Source organism: Brevibacterium sp. Marseille-P9724, from assembly GCF_902500275.1.
GTDB lineage: Bacteria > Actinomycetota > Actinomycetes > Actinomycetales > Brevibacteriaceae > Brevibacterium.
In genome coordinates, this window is record NZ_LR722991.1 from 72,076 (window position 1) to 93,819 (window position 21,744).

15 protein-coding genes, 1 pseudogene and 1 CRISPR repeat array are annotated in these 21,744 nt (G+C 59.7%); of the genes and pseudogenes, 1 reads left to right on the top strand and 15 read right to left on the bottom strand.

Features of this window, described 5'->3' with window-relative positions:
- Positions 1 to 261: 261 nt before the first annotated feature.
- The 12 genes and pseudogenes from ilvD to cysK form a co-directional block, all read right to left on the bottom strand.
- Positions 262 to 1,962, bottom strand: a complete 1,701-nt coding sequence (gene ilvD / locus GC119_RS03100; RefSeq protein WP_151952423.1) for a dihydroxy-acid dehydratase — start codon at positions 1,960 to 1,962, stop codon at positions 262 to 264.
- 79 nt (positions 1,963 to 2,041) lie between these two features.
- Entirely contained in the window at positions 2,042 to 2,974 is a 933-nt protein-coding gene (locus tag GC119_RS03105) for an NAD(P)-dependent oxidoreductase (RefSeq protein ID WP_151952424.1), read from the bottom strand.
- 145 nt (positions 2,975 to 3,119) lie between these two features.
- Complete coding sequence (locus GC119_RS11015) at positions 3,120 to 3,824, bottom strand: NAD(P)H-dependent oxidoreductase (RefSeq protein WP_226829217.1); 705 nt, start codon at positions 3,822 to 3,824, stop codon at positions 3,120 to 3,122.
- A gap of 2 nt (positions 3,825 to 3,826) precedes the next feature.
- Positions 3,827 to 4,991, bottom strand: a pseudogene (locus GC119_RS11020) (LLM class flavin-dependent oxidoreductase).
- A 107-nt stretch (positions 4,992 to 5,098) separates the two neighbouring features.
- Positions 5,099 to 6,090: direct repeats of the CRISPR family, unit length 36 nt; unit sequence GCCTCAACGAAGTCTGCTCCTTGACGAAGCAGAGGG.
- 182 nt (positions 6,091 to 6,272) lie between these two features.
- Positions 6,273 to 6,578, bottom strand: coding sequence for a CRISPR-associated endonuclease Cas2 (gene cas2, locus GC119_RS03115; protein ID WP_151952426.1), 306 nt, complete (start codon positions 6,576 to 6,578; stop codon positions 6,273 to 6,275).
- The gene (gene cas1, locus GC119_RS03120; protein ID WP_226829222.1) at positions 6,575 to 8,197 is read right to left on the bottom strand and encodes a CRISPR-associated endonuclease Cas1; all 1,623 of its coding nucleotides are present in this window, start codon (positions 8,195 to 8,197) and stop codon (positions 6,575 to 6,577) included. The genes cas2 and cas1 overlap by 4 nt, the downstream gene beginning before the upstream one ends.
- Positions 8,194 to 9,201, bottom strand: a complete 1,008-nt coding sequence (locus GC119_RS03125; protein WP_151952427.1) for a hypothetical protein — start codon at positions 9,199 to 9,201, stop codon at positions 8,194 to 8,196. Before GC119_RS03125 ends, cas1 begins: the two co-directional genes overlap by 4 nt.
- The gene (gene cas3u / locus GC119_RS03130) at positions 9,201 to 11,996 is read right to left on the bottom strand and encodes a type I-U CRISPR-associated helicase/endonuclease Cas3 (protein ID WP_193215600.1); all 2,796 of its coding nucleotides are present in this window, start codon (positions 11,994 to 11,996) and stop codon (positions 9,201 to 9,203) included. Before cas3u ends, GC119_RS03125 begins: the two co-directional genes overlap by 1 nt.
- Positions 11,993 to 13,531, bottom strand: coding sequence for a type I-U CRISPR-associated protein Csb2 (gene csb2, locus GC119_RS03135; protein WP_193215601.1), 1,539 nt, complete (start codon positions 13,529 to 13,531; stop codon positions 11,993 to 11,995). The genes cas3u and csb2 overlap by 4 nt, the downstream gene beginning before the upstream one ends.
- An 11-nt stretch (positions 13,532 to 13,542) precedes the next feature.
- Positions 13,543 to 14,808, bottom strand: coding sequence for a type I-U CRISPR-associated RAMP protein Csb1/Cas7u (gene cas7u / locus GC119_RS03140; protein WP_151952430.1), 1,266 nt, complete (start codon positions 14,806 to 14,808; stop codon positions 13,543 to 13,545).
- A gap of 389 nt (positions 14,809 to 15,197) precedes the next feature.
- Positions 15,198 to 15,857: a serine O-acetyltransferase EpsC gene (gene epsC / locus GC119_RS03145; protein ID WP_151952431.1), complete on the bottom strand. Its 660-nt coding sequence runs from the start codon at positions 15,855 to 15,857 to the stop codon at positions 15,198 to 15,200.
- Complete coding sequence (gene cysK, locus GC119_RS03150; protein WP_151952432.1) at positions 15,857 to 16,783, bottom strand: cysteine synthase A; 927 nt, start codon at positions 16,781 to 16,783, stop codon at positions 15,857 to 15,859. Before cysK ends, epsC begins: the two co-directional genes overlap by 1 nt.
- Before the next feature lie 322 nt (positions 16,784 to 17,105).
- On the opposite strand from cysK, the gene def reads away from it, so the two are divergent.
- Positions 17,106 to 17,705: a peptide deformylase gene (gene def, locus GC119_RS03155; protein WP_151952433.1), complete on the top strand. Its 600-nt coding sequence runs from the start codon at positions 17,106 to 17,108 to the stop codon at positions 17,703 to 17,705.
- Between the two features lie 16 nt (positions 17,706 to 17,721).
- Here the strand turns inward: def and GC119_RS03160 are convergent, their stop codons facing one another.
- The 3 genes from GC119_RS03160 to gatA are packed head-to-tail and all read right to left on the bottom strand — an operon-like array spanning position 17,722 to position 21,744.
- Positions 17,722 to 18,735 (bottom strand): hypothetical protein, encoded by a 1,014-nt coding sequence (locus GC119_RS03160; RefSeq protein WP_070573765.1) that lies wholly within the window; start codon positions 18,733 to 18,735, stop codon positions 17,722 to 17,724.
- A gap of 1 nt (position 18,736) precedes the next feature.
- Complete coding sequence (gene gatB, locus GC119_RS03165) at positions 18,737 to 20,212, bottom strand: Asp-tRNA(Asn)/Glu-tRNA(Gln) amidotransferase subunit GatB (protein WP_070777822.1); 1,476 nt, start codon at positions 20,210 to 20,212, stop codon at positions 18,737 to 18,739.
- Between the two features lie 11 nt (positions 20,213 to 20,223).
- Entirely contained in the window at positions 20,224 to 21,744 is a 1,521-nt protein-coding gene (gene gatA / locus GC119_RS03170) for an Asp-tRNA(Asn)/Glu-tRNA(Gln) amidotransferase subunit GatA (protein WP_151952434.1), read from the bottom strand.

Genomic DNA, 21,744 nt, shown 5'->3' on the forward strand with positions numbered 1-21,744 from the left:
TAGCATTACCTAAGTTCTCTGTGAATTGCATTTCAGCAGGCCAGACGCCCAACTTTCAGCGATCAGAAACAAGACCCTCTACCGTGCCCTTCCCAGGACTCAGACAACAGCGGACCCCGCGCCGGACGACGGCTGGGTTGAGAGGATTCAGGACATGCGAAAGGGGCGCAGGTTTCCACCTGCGCCCCTTTCGCGTACTTCAGTTCTCAGCAGCACCCAGCGGGCACCTCGGGAGCGTTTGCAATGCTCCCCTGACGTGGCTCAGTCCGTCGTGACGGCTCCGAGTGCAGCCGAGCGGACCAGCTTGGAGTACTTGCCGAGCGTGCCGTGCAGGCGCGGGTTCTCCGGCAGCGTCCAGTTTTCGCGACGACGGTCGAGTTCGGCCTGATCGACGTGCAGGTCGATAGAACGAGCGGCAATGTCAACGGTGATCTTGTCGCCGTCTTCGACAAAGGCGATCGGTCCGCCGTCAACAGCCTCAGGAGCGACGTGGCCGATGCACAGACCGGTCGAACCGCCCGAGAAGCGGCCGTCGGTGATGAGCAGAACGTCCTTGCCGATGCCGGCACCCTTGATGGCACCGGTGATGGCGAGCATTTCGCGCATACCCGGACCGCCCTTGGGGCCTTCGTAGCGGATGATGATGACGTCGCCGGCCTTGAGCTTGCCTTCCAGAACGGCGTCCATTGCGGCCTGTTCGCGGTCGAAGACGCGCGCGGTGCCTTCGAAGACATCGGCGTCGAAGCCCGCCGACTTCACAACTGCGCCCTCAGGAGCCAGCGAACCGGTGAGTACCGTGAGCCCTCCGGTCTTGTGGATGGGGTTGCTCATAGCGCGGACAATCTTGCCGTCCGGGTCCGGCGGGTTGATGGTCTTGAGGTTCTCGGCAACCGTCTTGCCGGTGACCGTCATGCAGTCACCTTCCAGCAGTCCGGCATCAAGCAGAGCCTTCATGACCACGGGAACGCCGCCCATCTTGAAGACGTCGTTCATGACGTAGTCGCCAAACGGCTTGACGTTGCCCAGGTGCGGAACCTTGTCGCCGATACGGTTGAAGTCTTCGAGCGAAAGGTCAACACCGGCTTCGTGGGCGATCGCCAGCAGGTGCAGCACCGCGTTGGTCGAACCGCCGAAGGCCATCGTCACTGCAATCGCGTTGCAGATCGATTCGTAGGTGATGATGTCCTTCGTGGTGATGCCGCGGCGCAGCAGCTCGACAACAGCTTCACCCGATGCACGGGCGAACAGCGTGCGGTTGCGGTGGATGGCCGGCGGAGCAGCCGACCCCGGCAGCGACATGCCCATGGCTTCGGCGGCCGAGGCCATCGTGTTGGCGGTGTACATACCACCGCACGCACCTTCACCCGGGCAGACAGCGCGTTCAATTGCGTCAACATCGGCTTCGGTCATCTTGCCGGCACGGCAGGCGCCGACCGCCTCGAAGGCGTCGATGAGGGTGACTTCCTTTTCGGTGCCGTCCGACAGCTTTGCCGTACCCGGCATGATTGAGCCGTTGTAGAGGAACACGCTCGACAGTCCCAAGCGGGCTGCCGCCATGAGCATGCCGGGAATCGACTTGTCACAGCCGGCCAGGAGGACCGAGCCGTCCAGGCGCTCAGCACCGAAGACGGTTTCGACCGAGTCGGTGATGATTTCGCGGCTCACCAGCGAATAGTGCATGCCCTCGTGGCCCATGGAAATGCCGTCGGACACGGAAATCGTGCCGAACTCCAGCGGGTAGCCGCCTGCAGCGTGAACGCCTTCTTTGGCGAACCCGGCGAGCTTTTCCAGCGTGAGGTTGCACGGGGTGATTTCGTTCCATGAACTGGCCACGCCGATCTGCGGCTTTTCCCAGTCCTCGTCGCCCATTCCAACTGCCCGCAGCATGCCGCGGGCAGCGGCGCGTTCGAGTCCGTCCGTTACGTCGCGAGAACGCGGCTTGATATCTGGTGTTTCGCTCATAAGCGCAGTCTAGATCTTCTTGTCCACATGCTGGAGAAGGTGTGCACTATTCGGACAGGTCGGGTGCGTACCAGCAGATTCAGACCTTGTTGAGCGGCTCCTCGCCCGCGGCGATCCGTTCAAGCTGCTCCGTGAGGATCCCCAGGATCCGCGGGAAGAAAGCGCTCGTGTTGCCGCCGACGTGCGGGGCGATGAGCGTGTTGGGCGCCTTCCACAGCGGGTGGTCCTCTGGCAGCGGTTCGGGGTCGACAACATCGAGCGCAGCGTGCAGTCGGCACGATTCGAGCTCAGCGAGCAGCGCGTCCGTGTCGACGATCTTGCCCCGGCCCACATTGCACACGAGCGCACCATCGGGCAACTGTGCGAGGAATTCCGCGTTCACCATGCCCTCGGTGTGTTCGTTCAGTGGGGTGACGATGATGAGCACTTCCGTATTCGGAAGGATCTCGGCGAGGTCGTCATTGCCGTAGACCGTGCCGTGTTCGTCTTCCCTGGCGCGGCTGCCCACGCGGGTGATCTCGACTTCGAACGGTTCCAGGCGGCGGCGGATCTCCTCGCCGATTCCACCGACGCCCAGGAGGGTGACTTTCCGGTCGGCCAGGGACAAACGACGCTGGTGGTCCCATGTGCCAGTCAGCTGGTTGCAGGCCGCCTCGTCGAGCCCCCGCAGCCGCGCCAGTACGAGGGCAACGGCAAGTTCCGCGGTCGCTGCCGCGTGCGCCCCCGCACCGGTGGTGACGGTGACTTTGCCGACCAGGTGGTTGACCACGTCGTAGCCGGTCGTCTGGGCCTGGACGAGTTTGAGGTCGTTGATCTCATCGAGTTTGGCGACGGTCGACTCCGCGCCCAGATAGGGCAGGATCACAGCGTCGAGATCCGCGGGGTCGGAATCTGGGTGTTCGGCCGACCATACCCGCAGGTCGAGGGCACTGCGGGCGCTTTCGCTCAGGCGCGAGCTCACATCGTCAAGAAGGTCGGGGTCCGGAAAGGCGATTTTCGTGATCGTGCTCATGGCCTCATTGTGTCAGCCTGGCTGCGCCTCTTCCTGGCGCAGTTCACAAGGCGGACAGAGCTGGCTGGGTTGACGGGTCAGGGCTCACGAGGCGGAGCTCAGCTTCTCGTCGGTTCGCGGCTGGGTACGGCTCCCCTGCCCTGGCTCAGCGGCCGAGCAGCTGTTCGAACGGGGTGATGGTGTTCGGATCGAACTCATCGACCGGTTCCACACCGCGCGAGGTGCCGTGGGCGCCCGAGGTGCTGGCACCTCGTGAGTTTCCAGTACCTCCCGCACCTCGTCCCGAGCCGAGCTCCAGCAGCTCTTCAACTGCCGCCTCGATCCGCCTGCACATACCGGTCTGCTCTTCCGGCAGACCCCAATCGTCGGTGGCCGCGAAGACCGTCGTCGGCAAGGCGAGCCCCTTGAGGTAGGCGATGATGGGCCGAATGTGCTGATCCATGGCCAGAGAGTGGCGGGCCGTACCGCCGGTGGAGGCCAACACGACGGGGATGCCGCGCAGACCGGCCTCGGGGAACAGCTGCAGGAACATGGTCAGCAGACCGATGGGTGCGGCGTTGTAGACGGGTGCCGCGAGCACGACGGCGTCGGAGGTGCGCAGTTTTGCGTAGACCTCGTCGAGCGCGTCCGATTGCACGCCGGTGAGCATCGAATCGACCAGCTGGTGGGACAGCTCGCGCAGATTGATGACCTCGGTTTCGAGTGGGTCTGCTGATGTTTCTGGCGCGGCTTCATTCGCAGTTTCTGCTGCGGTTTCTGTTGCTTGCTTCGCGGTGTCGAGGATTCTCTGAGCCAGCCTGTTGCTGGTGCTCGATTCTGACAGCGAAGCTGTCAGTGCTGTGATCTTCACGGTCAGCCCTCCTGGCGTTCTTCGGCGGCTTTTGCGCGTTCCTGTGCGGCCTTGGAGTTCGGGCCGCCACCGGGGGATGGGGTCTTCTCCGGCTTCGCGACGCGCCTTGAGTGATTCATGGGTTGGAGCTTCCGGAACTCCAAGCGAGCGCAGGGATGCGAATTCGCGGCGCAGGACCGGGACGACTTCTTCGCCGAGGATGTCGATCTGTTCGAGCACCGTTTTCTCCGGCAGGCCCGCGTGGTCGACGAGGAAAAGCTGGCGCTGGTAGTCGCCTGCCCATTCGCGGAAGCTGAGGGTGCGTTCGATGACCTGCTGCGGACTGCCGACTGTCAGCGGGGTTTGGGTAGAGAACTCTTCCAGGCTGGGCCCGTGGCCGTACACGGGAGCGTTGTCAAAGTAGGGACGGAACTCATTGACCGCGTCTTGGGAGTTTTTGCGCATGAACACGTGCCCGCCCAATCCGACGATTGCTTGTTCGGCTTTGCCGTGCCCGTAGTACTCGTAGCGCTGGCGGTAGAGGTTGACCATGCGCGCGGTGTGAGACGCGGGCCAGAAGATGTTGTTGTGGAAGAAGCCGTCGCCGTAGTACGCGGCTTGTTCGGCAATTTGGGGCGAGCGAATGGAGCCGTGCCACACAAACGGCGGGACGTCGTCCAGAGGGCGCGGGGTTGCCGTGAAGCCCTGCAGCGACGTGCGGAAACGGCCTTCCCAGTTGACGTTCTCTTCGCGCCACAGCCGGTGCAGCAGTGCATAGTTTTCGACTGCCAGCGGGATGCCTTCGCGGATGTCCTGACCGAACCACGGGTAGACGGGGCCGGTGTTGCCGCGGCCCATCATGAGGCTGATGCGCCCGCCGGCCAGATGCTGCAGGTAGGCGTAGTCTTCGGCCAGCCGGACGGGATCGTTGGTTGTGATGAGCGTCGTCGAGGTGCTCAGGTGGATTTTCTCGGTCCGCGCTGCCAGGTGCGCCAAGAGGACGGCGGGGTTGGCCGGTGCGACGAACGGCGGGTTGTGGTGCTCGCCGGTTGCGAAGACGTCGAGGCCGGCGGATTCTGCGTGTTCGGCGATCTTCACGGTGCTCATCAGCCTTTCGTGCTCGGTCGGGATGGTGCCGTTCACGGGGTCGCGGGTGACATCACCGATGGTGAAGATTCCGAATTCCACAGTGCGCTCCTAAGCTCAGAGGGCGTTGATTGAACTATCAACCAGTCTAGCGGAGCGGCGCCGGGGAAAATTCCCGATCCAGCCACGGATACACAGGGCATCTGTTCGCCTCGACGAAGTCTGCTCCTAAACGAAGCAGAGGGAGTGGCTAACCCTCACCGGCATGCGCATTGCCGCCATGCCTCAACGAAGTCTGCTCCTTGACGAAGCAGAGGGCGCCGCGCCCAAGGCCGGGAGTCGGTCAGGTAGCCGCTCGCCTCAACGAAGTCTGCTCCTTGACGAAGCAGAGGGGGGTGCTACGCCGCACCACCGGCCCCGCTGGTGGCGAGCCTCAACGAAGTCTGCTCCTTGACGAAGCAGAGGGGTCCGCGATCAGCCGGTCGGTCGGGGTACGCCTGCGAGCCTCAACGAAGTCTGCTCCTTGACGAAGCAGAGGGGGCTTTTTCCTGCCACTCCTTGACCGGCGCGCCACACGTGCCTCAACGAAGTCTGTTCCTTGACGAAGCAGAGGGTGTCCTCGCGAGGACAGGAACGCCCGCCATGATTGTGGGCCTCAACGAAGTCTGCTCCTTGACGAAACAGAGGGCGGCGGGCAAGGAGCGCGACGCAACCGCTAACCGGGTGCCTCAACGAAGTCTGCTCCTTGACGAAGCAGAGGGGTAGGGCCTCACGCACATAGCGCAAGATCATCTGGCCTCAACGAAGTCTGCTCCTTGACGAAGCAGAGGGGGGCGGAAGCGTCACCGACGTGGTGACAGAGATCGAGCCTCAACGAAGTCTGCTCCTTGACGAAGCAGAGGGCCCTGCGGATCGGTATCCCACACCTCTACAGTGCCGCCTCAACGAAGTCTGCTCCTTGACGAAGCAGAGGGTTTTCTCCCAGGTGTCGTGGACGTGCCCGCACAGGATGGGCCTCAACGAAGTCTGCTCCTTGACGAAGCAGAGGGCAGCGGGGGCAGTGTTCGAGGGCGTTGTGTTTGGCTTGTTGCCTCAACGAAGTCTGCTCCTTGACGAAGCAGAGGGTCGTCACCATGGATACCGGCTTCAACCGTCAGGGCGTTCCGCCTCAACGAAGTCTGCTCCTTGACGAAGCAGAGGGTGCCCCCTATATTTACCACATTTGACCTGGGAAAACGGAACGCTCGGCGAGAGCTTTCAAACCTGTCGGAAATTTTCAGAGGGGAAACCGTAACCTTGAATCGTGCAAGGCGGCGTGACCTGCAGAAACAGCTCGCGAGAGGTTCCCGGGGTTTCACCGTTGAGCTTGCTCTCGCAACACTGTCAGAGGATCATTGGACCCTGCTGCGTGACAGTACGCTGCTGACCCATGTAGGAAAAGTCTGCCTCAGTCAAAGTCTTAACCAGACCCAGATCGCACAAAAGGATGCTATCCGCACGGGGATCAATGACCTCTTTCAGACCACTCTTAAGCTGCAGAAGCTTTGACGGCAACAGGTCGACCACAAATACAGAATACTGAATGCGGTCACCGTACTGTTCTAACAAACGAGCAACACGCAGACGCCGACGATCATCAGGAACGTCGTACGCAATGAGCGTTCGCCTCATACGATCGCGTGAACTCATCGAATGCGGATCGCTTTGTACGTCGCTTGCGTTCCATCAAGAACCCCTAGGAACATTCTTGCCTGAACTTCAATAGCTCGCCGCCAGGTCAAGCGATATCCGAAAACAGGATGCGTAAACTCAGTCGACAATCGACGCTCAATAGTTGAAATGAGCTTCTTTCGCCCCTCCGCCGTAAAGCGGGCCCCACCAAGGGCGAAGTTAAAAGAGCGCCGCCCAATTTCACGGTTATTGAATGCAGTCAGCACGGCGGCATCAACGAGAGGCGAACGGAATTCTTCCATCAAGTCCAACGCCAATGCAGGCTTGTTGCGTTTGGAGCTGTGCAAGATCCCAGCGTGCGGGTCCAACCCGCACGCTAAAACACTTCTGATCACTTCGCCCAACAACATGCCGTACCCGTAGTTCAAAGCAACATTTATGCAATCGACAGCGCCGCGACCCACTCGGCCTGGAAAATCGTCTCCAATCACTGGATCAACACTTGAAGTCAACAACGTCGGAAACTCCGAGAAGTATGCAGAAGCAGCACTGCCCTCAGCCCCAAAAAGTTCAGTTTTCGATTCAGCAAGATTTGCATCCTTCGCTGCGTTCCTTAAAGCAGCAACAGTTGTTGAGCCACCGCCGAAGCGCCGAAAAATAGTGGCTTGATTACCGACTTTTGCACTCACAATCTCTTTTGCCACATCCAGCAGGCCATTGGCCGAAGCTTGGAACTGCAGAAATCGAGCGCCGCCGTTTGGTGGCTTCACACCATTCGTCCACCCGACCACTCTGCCGTAGCCGGTGCACCAAACAGTTGGAATGCCCCGCCACATCAATTCACGCAGCAAGGCGCCAGAGAGGTCAATGTTGCCATGAGCAATAATTGCCGCGACCCGTTCAATCGGTATCGTCGCGAGTTTCTCGCCGCTTTTCTCAACAACTACCCGACCTCCACTGAGTCGTGCTCTGCAGCCCGCAACTGTCAGGTGAACAGTTTCCGCACCTGGATCGGGAACGACAATCCGACGTTGGACCACAGTCTCTTGGCGTTCATCAGGCAAACAGATTGATGCGTGAGAACAACTCATACATCTTGGATCCTGAAGCAGTGGCTTTGGCGCAGCCGACTTGCTGATCGCTTTTCGCGTTTCCTCGACGGCGGCCGCAGCACGAGCTTTGACGTCCTTGGTTATTTCGACCGGTACGCGTTTATGGTGGGTGGAAAAGTACACCTCAGCGTCGCCAACTTTCGCACCACCGGCTTCGAGGGCCATAGTCTGCAATGCAAGCTGGACCACGTTGGCTTCGCTGACTGTTGGCGATTGCTTCACTGGCGTTGTTTTGTGTTCCACAACACACAGGTACCCGGTATCACTGCTGAACTCGACACGGTCGATACGTCCGTGTGTGCCCAGAACGGGATCGCGAACTTCGACACCGCGCATTGTCCGCGCTTCTGCCGTTGTCGATTTGTCAACTCTTCGATGAGCGTATGTACCTTCAGCAACTTGAGAAGACTGAGGCATCGTTTCATCAACTGCTTCCAACCACGCTCGCCGAGGGCAAAACATCCAATGGGCTACCAGACTAAACGGAATCGAATCGTCGTAGCTCGTCATATTCTTGTCGGTCAATCTACTGCCACCCCTTGCAGAGTTCTTCGCTCCCGTGCAGACCGATTGTCGGTTTCAAAAACGGGAAAGCGCATAAGGTGCTCAAACCCCCAACTCCGCAATAGAGCTCGAGCGATAACAGCATCAGACAATTCGGCAACTGTCGAAGACTGGAAGGCATCAACCAGCGCTCGGGACCTCAGCGCTGTCCTCCATCGTGACACTGTCACCCACTCGGTGGCCATTGGCATGAGCAGCTGACCTCGCTCTCCCCTACGGGACGGAACGGCGGCTGAGGCAACCGACTGATCCGTGCTCCTCTTCCACATGGGGACAGCTGAGATCCCCCACAAGGCAACCCATGCACGTGCGTTGTCTGCTGGCCCGAGTGGTGCAAGCCCTGTTGCAGTTCGCGAATCTGCCTTGTTTTCTCCCACTTCGTCACGAAGAGTGCGGCCGGTGAGTCCGTCTTTTATTCCACCAACACTTCTTTCAGAAACTGCTCGAGCTAATGGAAGGAGAGTGTCGGCTACAAACTCGCAACCGCCATTCCGCGTACGCATTTCCCATGGCGAGGCGCCAAAATCAGGGCGCCGTTTGCCCCCCTGGAACTGCCACCATGATCGTTCACCAATTCCGACTGTCATGTCCGAATCGATACCACGCAGCTCATCGGCAACTGCAGCCCTCTGAGCTAAAACACTGCTCCATTCTTCATCATTGGCTGGATCCTTCGTGCGGGCTGAAAACAAGGAACCGACGGCTGGGTTAGCAGCGTGAAGCCACGATTCAGCAGCTTCTACGTGCTGGGTTGCATGTTTCTTGACGATCGATGCCACGTCATCAATCGTGGCTTGCTTGAGTTTGATTTGGGGGTTCGGCTCAATTCCAGGCGACCACGCACACTGGACAGTGCCCACACCTAATTCCTCTTCGAGAATCATCGAAAGTCCCAGCATGTTCATGTGAGAAAGCAGCACTTGATGTGAGCCAGGCAATTCGATGAGTTCGGTGTTGATGCCCATCAGCGTCCCTCCTTCGACACTGTGACATCGGCGGACCGAAGAATCGCTTCAAACCAAGCTGCCGCCCAAACACCCCAGGAACGATCTGTCCGATCGATGAGGGAATCCCAAACCCCGGTATCGAACAGCTCTTCAGCCGTCGTGCGCAACTGTTCTGAGGCGGATTTCTCAAGCAGCTGGTCAGCATTCATCACAAACGCTCCTCTTCCATAGCCGTGGCTTGTTCCAACAAGTCGATAGGCCAGGGGGTTCAGGGTGTTGTTGACACTCCATAGAATTGCAGCTGAGAGCTGTTCGTGACGCCACCCCGCTGGTAAGAAATTCACTTGACGCTTGGGTAACTGGGTTAAGGAGCTTTTTGCTACCGGGCCTGCCGGTCGCTTAGATCCTTGAAGCAACCAGGCTTGAAACCGCTGGTCGGACTTGCCCGCATCGTGATATTCAGCAGCCACCTTCAGCAGCGCGATGAGTTCAGCAGGAAGACAAAGACGCGTGCCAATGTCTTCTGCGCGGTCGGCAACGTGTTTCTGGTGATCGTCCAGCCCCACCAGTTCTCCGGTTGTCACCTCTGACAGCATTTCGTCTTGAGAGCTTGGAGATTGAACAACGTTGAACACAACCCAGGAGACCTGGTTATGGGAACTAACTGATAATTCACCGCAGGCAACGGTTAGCTCACCCCCGGATTCAGGGCGAAGATCGTCGTCGAGACCCAAGTAATCTTTAAAGAAGCCCTCTTGGCCCCTGTCGACAAGCGCGTCAAAAATATTCACTACTGAAACCTCTTCACCTGTGCTCTGCAGGGAAGCACAGATCTCAAGGACAGAACACCGCCAATAGGAAGGTACGCCAGGCACATCGTTGCCGGTTACCAGCACCACACAGCGAACAGCGTTGCTGCCGACCTGAGCACTGTGCTCCCTGCCCTGGCCTATGGGGTCAAGCACATCGCCGAGAACCTGTTCACCTTCCGGGGCCAGGACGCTTTGCGTTGATCCCGTCAAGGTGTGGGGAACACACACAACATCACCAGCGCAGACCTCAGCCCCAGCTTCGCTGCCAACCCGCGCCCAAACACCACGACGGTTCACGAAGGCAATCGGGTTTCCAGCAGATTTCATCAAGGCATGAAATTTCTGAGTTGTAGTGGGGAACGCCTCATGAGGTTGCGGCGGGGCGGCTTTTAGCAGTGATGAAGCCGCATCGGCATCGATCGCAGAATCTTCAACAGAATCACTCTGCTCTGAAACCAGCGGTAGGGCGCGGCCTACGACAGTGATGTCGTTGTCTGCTTCGAGCGAGTCTCTGAGCCAAAATGTCAGATCAGGTTCGGCAACAAGCTGCTCAGAAGTCCTGCTTAACAACCGTGCACGGGACTCTTCCAGGTGGCTCAACGCGAGCTTCTGCGGTTCTGCCTGTGGTGGTGGACACTCGAGGATATTGACGGGGCTGAGGCCCTCGTCACCTAGACTGTTCAACCAATTGTGCGCGCGGAACAATTCGTCAGGAGAGTACGGCGCCGCGTCTTTCTCCCGAACTCCAGCAGGGTCTTCCGGGCAGAGAATGTGAGCCTTTGCTGATTTACGACTACCGCTGCGATTGAGGCGCCCCGCTCTTTGAGCAAGTGAAGCTCCGCTGGCAATATCAGTAATCAAACAACCAAAATCCAGATCAACACCGACTTCAACTGTCTGGGTTGCAACGTAGACATCGATATCTTCCCGATTGCGGTCATATGAATCTTCATAGCGTCTGCGTGGGCCGACCAGCAGGCTCATGGAGGGTGTGGAGTCTGCTTCCTTCCATGAAGCTTGCAGTGCTTCACTGACCTCAAGTGCTGATTTCACGCGATTCAACACAACACCAACCGGCTTCTGCCCGTTCTCCAGTGCCTGGTTGACCAGGTCAACGATATTTTGCACAGCAGCTTTCTTAGATGCAGCAGTTGTTGCACTAGGAAGCCAGCCGTCGTTTTTGTGCAAGGTCACCGGCTTGGGTCTGCTCAGCCGGCGATGCAGTTCAGGTTCGACGGCACCAGAGCGGATGTCTTCCGCATCGACGCCAATTGCATTAAATGTGCGGTCCTGTGGTGTTGCGGTGGTCTCAACGACTTGAAGAACAGGTACAAGTTCAGCCAAGGGCGATTCAGCGGCTAGGTCAGCAACCCGCCGAGCAGTGAGTGACAGTTGCCGGTTCAGGTGCGCTTCATCAATCACCAACACCGAATCGTAGGCAAGAAGGCCAGCTTCCCGCGGTTTAGCACCGCGTGAAGACCCGTATCCGCGGAAAAGCAGGCGGCTGCCAGCCATGTCAGGCGTTGCACAGACGATTTGGCACGCGACGGGGTCGTCCTGCCAGCCCCTGTCCGGAACGATACCTCCGCGCAACGTCGAAACAGAAAGCAGAGAATCAGATATAGCCAAGGACTGTAGCGATTTTGCTACGCGGTGCACGATTCCTTGAGACTCATCAGCCAATGCTGCGATTAGACGATCACGGATCATTTCCGACCGGCGTTTGACTTCGTCAACAAGCGCTCGGCGGCCAACAACATGGACAAGCCGACGTGGTGGCACCGGCCCGGCTATTTTTGTACTGGCTGCTGCAACGGCAAATACGTGGATGTCAACCACCGCCGACTTTCCAGAGCCTGTAGGCGCAGTGATATGTTCGGGCCACTTTCCCGTAGACAAAACCGCATGAGCCAAATCACTTTGCCATTTATACGGGCGTTGTCCATCATTCAGCTGGGAAAAGAAGTCCTCGAAATCCACGGAATCAATTGAGACGGTCATGGTTGCTCCTGAGTGATTACAGGGATGTCGATAGGAAGTAACAATCCACATCCCAGGTGCCGCGACTGGCCGATTGCTGTGATGGCCTGGTTTGGCAGTAGATTTCCGAGACTGAGCGAAAGCCGGAATGGCTGAACCGGATTACGGTGCGAGGTCCTGTGGACAAACGCACGCGGTCTCAACGTGCGAAGAGCCCGGCCTTGCAACCGGACACCGTATCCGGCTAGAACAGCGTGGCGCTCTGCGGGAGTTCCAGTTGATGCATCTGGAGTCAAGTCCCGCATGATATTTGCTAAGGACCACGATCCAGCCAAATCAATGGCTGAAAAGCTACCCGTCTGCTTTGTGTGTCGCTCTGGTACAAAGCCAGGGGACGCCTCCCATGAACGGCTGCAACCAGCAGGAACTTCGCTCCAAAAGCTATCCCCTGGATGCACTTCCATTTGGTCCGGCGCCAAACGCAGCCGGTGGGATGCGCTCACCACATGCGTGCATGCGTTGAGAGCCGCAACGAGATTTGAAAAGCCGGTGCTCGAGATATCGCGCGGGACAAGCACAAGGAATCGATCCTGCCCGTCTGAAAACGGAAGCTGGGGAACGTCCCCGGGCACAAAATGGATCGCCACTCGGTTAGCCGGCGGAGTCTCCCCTGGCGGATAATGACCGGTAATCTCCGGTGATGCATCCCGCCCTAGTTTCGAAACAAGCGCCCGGTGAAGGGCAACTGAGATTTCAACAAAAGCTTCGTCAGCAACAGCACCTCCGGTGAGAACTGGGACCGAAAGCACCTGACTCCACGGAACCATCGGCACGAGCGGGGAAACCGGACGATAAACACCAGTGGTCAATGCTTCTCTGGACGGCAGCGGTGATCCAGGCATCGCTGATGTGTTGTGTTTATCAGCGGCCCGAGTGGGTGGCTTGTTGGGCATAACCTGAGCGTGGGCGCGGTCAAGCTCAGCTAGACGTCCAGGTGTAACAATCGATTGTCTGAACTCACCCGGTTCACGGAAAAATCCTGCCTTTGGGTCAAGCACATGCGTCGGTTCACTGGGTTCCGTCACAGAGAGTTCGACCGGTGATGATGTTTCACCTAGGTAAGGAACATCCGCACATAGATCATCAAGCGTTAGGACTACGTCCCGGCGCGGAGGTTCATCCCAGATCCACTGGATGGTCCCCGCAAAGGCCGTTCCATCAGACAAGCGTCGTCCGGTGGTCTTGTAGACCGTCGGCTTACTGCCCTCTTTTTTAAAGACTCCTTCTTTTCGATAAGCAATCCTCTCAGTCCTGTCAGACACCGCCATGTGGGGCGGAACCCGCATGGCTGTTGGTGGATGCTGTTCTAGCCACTGAAGTGCTTCCAAAGCTGACTGCGAGTAGGGATCGTCCGGTACACCCGTGCCATGAACCCCTTGAGCAGCTGCATTGGTTAGAGCTGAGAAAAGACGAGCGAGTTCTGGTAAGGCTTCAGCCTCACCATCGGGGCTATGCCCGTTGTACACCCCAAGAGGAAACTCCGCGGAAATCGCCATTGCAGCCATTATCAAGCCTCGGGTTCATCAGCGCTAAGCGAGCCGAGTATGGCCGGATTACCGTCCAGAGCCATTACCTGACCCCTCCAGTCGACCCCGGCTTCTTTCTGAGCGTGAGCAAGAGCTTCATTAAACACACCCAGGGCAATTTCGGGCGTGATCGGCTCAAGCTCCTTCTTGTTGCCATAGCGCAAGTCAAGCGTGACTTCAGGCTGGCTGAGCTCAACCAAGTCACAATTTGCGCGCAAGTACAGTTCACGATCAGCCAGCGACAAAGCGAGCAGCCCATATGCCGCCAAAAGAGCACGGCATGCGATATCTGCCTCTGGAGTACCGCCAAACCGAAGTTGGCGAAGTGCCGAGAACGACAGGACGTTGCGGCGAATAATGGAACGGCAGGACACCCCACCTAACTCGCCGAGAGCAGGAGGGACGTTTCCAAGGCCCAAGGTGGACATCGAAGATCCTGCGGCGCCCTTCTTTTTGGCGTCACGAAGAATTTTGTCTTGCAGCTTATCGCTCAGTTCTCCGGCTTGGTCAGCTACGAGCGCTTCGACCGTTTTCTGGTCGGGTTTTACGCTCGCTGCAACAGGGTCAATCCGCCCTGCAGCCTTGCGGTTTACTGAGGTTTGGGGGTCGCGGTCCTGGTCAGCAAGAACACCGACAATTTCCCCAGTGAGGCAGGTTTGGTAGCGACCCTGATTCGATTTGCGCGTGGAATCCCACGCTCCGAAGATCAAAGCAGTTGGAGCTGTATCCAAAAGCGGGCGCGCATTGAGCTTGGTCGCATTGCGGAGGGCGCGGTACTCGTCGGTTTGGGTTACAGGTATCCCGTTCAGTGAGGAAGACCGAATATGACCGTCAAAGACGCGGTGAGGAAGACTTAGATCACTGAAAGAATGGTCACCGAACCGCATCTCAACGGTTGGGACACTTCGAAGCGCTTTGCCTTCGGCGGCCTTTTCCCTCCGAGCAGCTTGAACAGCGTCTTCGGCCCGGTTGGTCATCGACGGTTTGTGATCAATCATGACAACCCAGATTGATTCGGGTTCACCGGTCGAGGGATTGATTTCCATTCGACGCTCAAAGGCGTACGTGGGTTCGTTGCGATCGACGACCCGTGCAGGTGCGATAACTGCACCCACTCCGCCAGCAGGAGCGAGGTCAGTGAGGATTCGCAGCGATGTTCCACCGCCGGGTGCGCACGATGTGAGGAGGTCTTCCAATGTCAGTACCGATTTTCTGGCAGCCACTTCTTTGTCCTTTGTCTTGAGCATCGGCTGTAGCTCTCCCGGCGTTATGTCCGTGCCGGACTGTACCGTGAAGATATAGACAACGTAACACAAGCAATCCTTGCACGGATTCTAAGTATAGTTTTCGTGAGGACTGGTCCAGCGTGCGCCAATTGCAAGGACTGTCAGAGTGAAATATTGCGCTACCCTTGTCGAGGCGGTGAGCTTCCGGCCTTCGTTGAGGATTAGAGTCCGTCAAAACTGATAACGCTTATTGTCTTACGCGGCTTATGCCGCGTCTTCGCTACCCACTGCCGGAAGCTCACCGAACTTTGACTTCCCAGCGGTGGCGAAGACAAACTGCACGTCCCTACCCCACAAACGACTGCGGCCCCTGCCGTAAAGCAGGGGCCGCATACAAAACCTCGTCCAGATCAGATCCAGATGGCGGGATCGACCAGTTCCACCTCACCGTGGGTGGGTACGTGGCGTTCCTTGGGACGCTTGATCTTGGCGGGAATGCCGACAGCGATCGTGCCGTCGGGAACATCGCCCACGACAACCGCGTTCGCGCCGACCGACGAGCCATCGCCGACCTTAACCGGTCCCAGCACAGCAGCGCCGGCGCCAATGAGCACGTCATTGCCGATGGTGGGGTGGCGCTTGACGGCTTCAGTCGACGTCCCACCCAGGGTCACCTGGTGGTACAGCATGACGTCGTCGCCGATTTCAGCTGTCTCACCGATGACAACACCGCTGCCGTGGTCAATGAAGAACCGCCGGCCAATGGTGGCACCCGGGTGGATCTCAATGCCGGTCAGCGCCCGCACAGCCTGCGACAGCAGACGCGCGGGAGCCTCCCCACCGGGCCTGTTCCACAGCCGGTGAATCCCCCGGTGCGCCCAAATGGCGTGCAGGCCCGGGTAGCTCAGAGCCGTCACGACATCGTTCGTCGCCGCGGGGTCACGGCGGCGGGCATTGTCGAGATCTTCGCGCACAGTCGCCCGCACGCTCGGTTTGGAAAAACCGACCGCGGCGGCTGTGCTGAGTGCCGCACCGCCTGCCAGCAGCGCACCTTTGAGGAGTCGGCTCATCAGTGCATGTATTCCTGGAACAGCGGCGTCGACAGGTAGCGTTCGCCGAGGTCCGGGAAGATGACGACGACGTTCTTGCCGGCGTTTTCCGGACGCGATGCAACCTTTTCGGCTGCTGCCAGGGCGGCCCCTGCGCTGATGCCCACCAGCGTGCCGTCTTCGCGTGCCACGCGGCGTGCGGCTTCGAGTGCTTCTTCGTTGCCGATGGCCTGGACTTCGTCGTAGAGCTCAGTGTCGAGGACTTCGGGAACGAAGTTAGCTCCGATGCCCTGAATGGCGTGCGGGCCTGCCTGGCCTTCCGACAGAAGAGGCGAAGCTTCCGGTTCGACGGCAACGATCTTGACGTTCGGATTGGCTTCGCGCAGCGCGCGTCCGGCACCCGTGATGGTGCCGCCGGTGCCGATTCCCGCAACGAAGATGTCGACCGTGCCAGCGTCTTCGAGGATTTCTTTGCCGGTGGTGGCGTAGTGCTTTTCGGGGTTGGCCTTGTTGGCAAACTGTGAGGCCAGCAGACCGCCGGTTTCCTCGGCGATTTCCTCGGCCTTGTTTACCGCACCGTTCATACCGTCGGCCTTGGGCGTAAGCACGAGCTCAGCACCAAAGGCGCGCAACAGGGCGCGGCGTTCCATCGACATGGATTCCGGCATGGTGAGCACAACGCGGTAGCCGCGCGACCTCCCGATCATGGCCAGGGCGATGCCGGTGTTGCCGGAGGTTGCTTCGACGATCGTGCCGCCGGGCTTGAGCTGGCCGCTTTCCACAGCGGCGTCGATCATGGCTACGCCGATGCGGTCTTTCACCGAGTTGGCCGGGTTGAAGTATTCAAGTTTGGCGAGGATTTCAGCACCGGTGCGCTCACTGGCGTGCTTGAGGCGCAGGAGGGGTGTTTTGCCGACGAGTTCCGAAACACTGTTGTAAACAGTCACAGCTTTCCTTTGAGTTGATTCGAAAAGGTCCACGGAACTGCGGCCGGCAGTCCCGCATCTACACGTGACACACCAGCCAATGGCTTCAGCTGCTGATCTTCTGCCCGACCAACAGCACCAGCCGGGCGTATATTCCCGATTATGGCCTGTTGGCTCTGCCCGGGTACAGCCGGGGTCGGCCAGTGCTCACAACATCACATCCGATGGTCGCTTTCTGCGCGGGGACTGTCCGGAGCACTACTGTAGGGCGCACCCTGGGGACTGTCGGCCATGCCCGCCTGTGGGCCCTGCCCGTGTCAGGATTGCTGGTTAGGATGTGCGCATGGCAATTCATCCGATCGTCGTATACGGCGAACCTGTTCTGCACCGCAAAGCTGACCCCGTCGTCGATTTCGATGACGATCTGCGCTCTCTTGTCGCAGACATGTTCGAAACGCTGCGAGTGTCCAACGGCGTGGGGCTGGCCGCCCCGCAGATCGGCGTGGGCAAACAGATTTTTGTCTATGACGCGGATGACGAAGCTGAGGCCCGCCGTCGCCGCGGAGTGTTCATCAACCCTATTCTCACGGCTTCGCGCATTCCCGATACTCGGCCGAACCCGGACACCGAATCCGAAGGCTGCCTGTCCGTGCCGAGCCTCGATTTTCCGCTCAAGCGCGCAGGCAAGGTCACAGTCAACGGCTTTGATGAAAACGGTGAGCGCATTTCATTGAGCGCTGAGGGCTGGTTTGCCCGCATCATGCAACACGAATTCGATCACCTGCGGGGCACACTCTACGTGGACCGCCTGGATAGGCGGTGGGCGAAGAAGTGGACACGAGCCAAAGCTGAATACGGCTACGGCGAACCGGGGCTGTCCTGGTTGCCGGGCACCGACCCCGACCCCTTTGGGCACGACACCGTAGACGAAGACCTCAGCTGATCTTAAGAGGTGCCGGTCAGCTGTCCAGTTCGCGGTCCAGTTTGACCGCTTCGGTCTCTCCGCTGAACTCTGCGGCTGAGCTTTCCAGTTCGCCCAACAGCTGTTGAATAGATTCGACGTGCGATTCCGCCGCGAGCCCCAGATGTTCAAGGTTGGTCAGGGCGGCGTCGTCGGCAGCTGTGCGGGCAACAACGTCAAGCACCCTCTCCCCGATTTCGCGAGACTGCTCGCTGCGCTGCAGCTCGCTCAGTTTGACTGACAGGCGGCCCAGTCCGCCCAGGTAATCGTGCATTGCAGTGACTCGGTCGGCAATCGAACGGAACGCCGCCGCCAGCTGTTCCTGGTAGGCATCGATCTGCGGTGCGGTTCTTCGGTCCCGCAGGGATTCGAGTTCGCTGCGCAGCAGGTAGATCTCCTGGAGCCGCACGCCGATGGTTGATACGGCGTGGTCCAGGTCGATGTGGGACACGTGGTCTTCCAACACCGGGTTGTTCCAGGCGGGAGTGCGGCTGATCTGCTGTGCAATGTGCACTGTCAGGTGGAACAGCCGCTGTTCGTCAGTGTCCTGCCGTCCAAAGGAGTATCCGAGTGCCTGCGGAGTAAGCCACAGGGCGCTCTGAGATTCCTCCAGTGCTTTCTTATTCAGCCGTTTGGGGTCCCGAAGGTAGCGCACACCCGTGTACCCGGACGTGCCCAGTGTGCCGGCGGCTGACAGACCCGTGAGTATCACTCCGGGATCAACCAGGTCCCCGGCTACCAGCGAGGCAATTGCCGTAATGAACGCCAGCCCTCCGGTGACCATCCCGCCGACGGTTGTCGTGCCGATGAAGACGGCGCGACTGGCAAGCACATTCCGGTGCATCAGCGGTCCGAGCGCTTTTGTGCCCCCGGACGTGCTTGCCAGTTCGTACCCGCGGGCTTTCCACGCGCGGGTCACCGCGTCACTGACAGAATCCGAGATCAAGAAGCGGTAGCTGGGCACGGTTGAACCCAGTTCGCGTTCCCACAGCTTCCGCCAGCGTGCAGTCATATCAGCCAATCTTCTTCATGATGAGTTCACGGGCCTGCTTGGGGTCAGCCTGCCCGCGGGTGGCCTTCATGATGGGGCCCATGAGGGCGCCGATGGCCTGCATGTGGCCGCCCTTGATGCGCTCGACAACATCCGGGTTCTCAGTGATTGCGGCGTCCACCGCGGCTTCGAGCGCGCCATCGTCCTTGACGATTTCCAGGCCCTTGGCCTCCATGACCGCCTGTGGGTCACCCTCACCGGCCATGACGCCGTCGAGGACCTTGCGGGCCAGTTTGTCGTTCAGCTTGCCGTCGGCGATGAGCTTTTCGAGTTCGGCGACCTGAGCCGGAGCAACGAGGGTTTCGGGTTCGACGTCCTGCTGTTTGGCTTGGCGTGCGATTTCACCGGTCCACCATTTGCGCGCGCCCTGCGGCTTGGCACCGGCGGCAACGGTCGCCTCGATTGTTTCGAGCAGGCCGGCGTTGATGACATCGCGCATTTCGAGGTCAGAGAAGCCCCACTCCCCAATGAGCCTGCGGCGCTTGGCCGTGGGCAGTTCGGGCTGTTCAGCGCGCAGCTGTTCAACCCATTCGCGCGACGGCACAACCGGCACGAGGTCCGGTTCCGGGAAGTAGCGGTAGTCATCGGAATCCGATTTTTCGCGCCCGGGCGAGGTTTCACCGGTTTCGTCGTGGAAGTGGCGGGTTTCCTGCAGGATCGATTCGCCGGCATCAAGCAGTTCGGCCTGGCGGACGATCTCGTAGCGCACCGCACGCTCAATCGAGCGGAACGAGTTGACGTTCTTGGTTTCTGTACGCGTGCCCAAGGGTGCGTCTGGGGACTTGCGCAGCGACACGTTGATGTCGGCGCGGACGTTGCCCTGCTCCATGCGGGCCTCGGATACCCCGAGGGCGCGGAAGATGTCGCGCAGCGTGCGCACATAGGCGGCTGCGACTTCCGGTGCGCGTGCGCCTGTGCCCTCGATGGGACGGGTGACGATTTCGACCAGCGGAACCCCCGCGCGGTTGTAGTCGACCAATGAGTATTCGGCACCCTGGATGCGGCCGGAACCGCCCACGTGGGTGTTCTTGCCGGCGTCTTCTTCCATGTGGGCGCGTTCAACCGGAACCGTGACGATTTCGCCGTCTTCGAGCTCGACTTCAACCGAACCGTCATAGGCGATCGGTTCGTCCGACTGAGAGGTCTGGAAGTTCTTCGCCAGGTCCGGGTAGAAGTAGTTCTTACGCGCGAAACGGCACGATTCGGCGATTTCGCAGCCCAGTGCCAACCCGATCTTGATGGCCGATTCGACGCCCTTTTCGTTGACCACCGGAAGCGAGCCGGGCAGACCCAACGAGGTGGGGGTCACGTTGGCGTTTGCGGTGCCGCCGAAGGTGTTGGGGGCGGCGTCGAACATTTTGGTCTCGGTGCCGAGTTCAACGTGGACTTCGATGCCGAGGACCGGATCGTATTTGGATACGGCTTCTTCGTAGTTCATGTTTCCGCTCCTCAGTTCTTGTCCGCTGCGAGTGCGGGGATTTCATCGAGCACACTGTGTCCGCGTGCTGCGTTCAGCGCGGCTTCGAAGCCCGAACCGATCTGGTAGAGACGCTCATCGGCGCGTGCCGGTGCCAGCAGCTGCAGGCCGACGGGCAGGCCGTCGTCTGCCAGGCCCGCCGGGAGGCTCATGGCGGGGATGCCCGCGAGGTTTGCGGGGATCGTGGTGACGTCTGACAGGTAGATCTCCATGGGGCTCAGGCGGTCTTCCGCACCGAATTCCCACGCGGTGTTCGGCGTGGTGGGTGCGATGAGCGCATCCACCTGTTCGAAGGCTTGGGCGAAGTCGCGCTGGATGAGGGTGCGCACCTTCTGGGCTGAACCGTAGAAGGCATCGAAGAAACCCGCCGACAGGGCGTAGGTGCCCATGATGATGCGGCGCTTGACTTCGCTTCCAAAACCAGCGGCGCGGGTGGCGGCCATGACGGTTTCGGCGGTGACGGGACCGTTTTCAGGTTCTACCCGCAGGCCGAAGCGCATGCCGTCGTAGCGGGCCAAGTTCGATGAGACTTCGGAGGACATGAGGATGTAGTAGGCCTGCACTGCGTAGCCGAGGCTGGGCACGTCGATTTCGACGATTTCTGCACCCTGCTTCTGGGCTTCGTCGACGGCGGCCTGGAACTGGGCGCGCACAGCGTCCGATGTTGCGTCGCTGAGCAGCTGGCGAATAACGCCCAGGCGTTTGCCCTCCAGTCCCTCTTCGGCCCCGCGCTTGGCGGCTTCGAGGAAGTCCGGAACTTCATCCGGCAAGGATGTCGAGTCCAGTGGGTCGTGACCGGCCAGAACCTGGTGGAAGGCCGCGGTGTCGGCAACCGTACGCGCCGACGGGCTCACGGTGTCCAGGGAGCTTGCCATGGCGATCACCCCGTAGCGGGAAACCGAACCGTAGGTGGGCTTCATGCCGACGGTGCCGGTGAAAGCAGCAGGCTGGCGGATGGAACCGCCGGTATCGGTGCCCAGCGCCAGGGGCGTCTGGAATGCTGCGAGCGAAGCGAGCGCACCACCTGACGAACCTCCGGGGATCCGGTCGAGGTTCCACGGGTTGCGGGTGGGACCGAACGCCGAGTGTTCGGTGGACTGGCCCATAGCGAATTCGTCGAGGTTGGTTTTGCCGAGCATGGGCATGCCGGCGGCCTTTGTCTTTTCGTAGACGGTAGCGGAGTACGGTGGCACCCAGTCTTCGAGTATCTTTGAGGATGCCGTGGTGCGGATGCCTTCCGTAGCCACGAGGTCTTTGTGGGTGACGGGCACACCGGCCAACAGCGGGAGGTCCTCCCCTGCGGTACGGCGACGGTCGACGTCAGCGGCAGCTGCCAGAGCGGTATCGGCGGTGACGGTGACGAAGGATTTGACCTGCGGTTCGACGGCTTCGATGCGGTCGAGGTGTGCCTGGGTCACTTCGGTTGAGCTGTACTCACCGGCTTTGAGTCCGGCGGCGAGTTCAAGCGCGGAGAGCTGAGTCAGATCGACCAT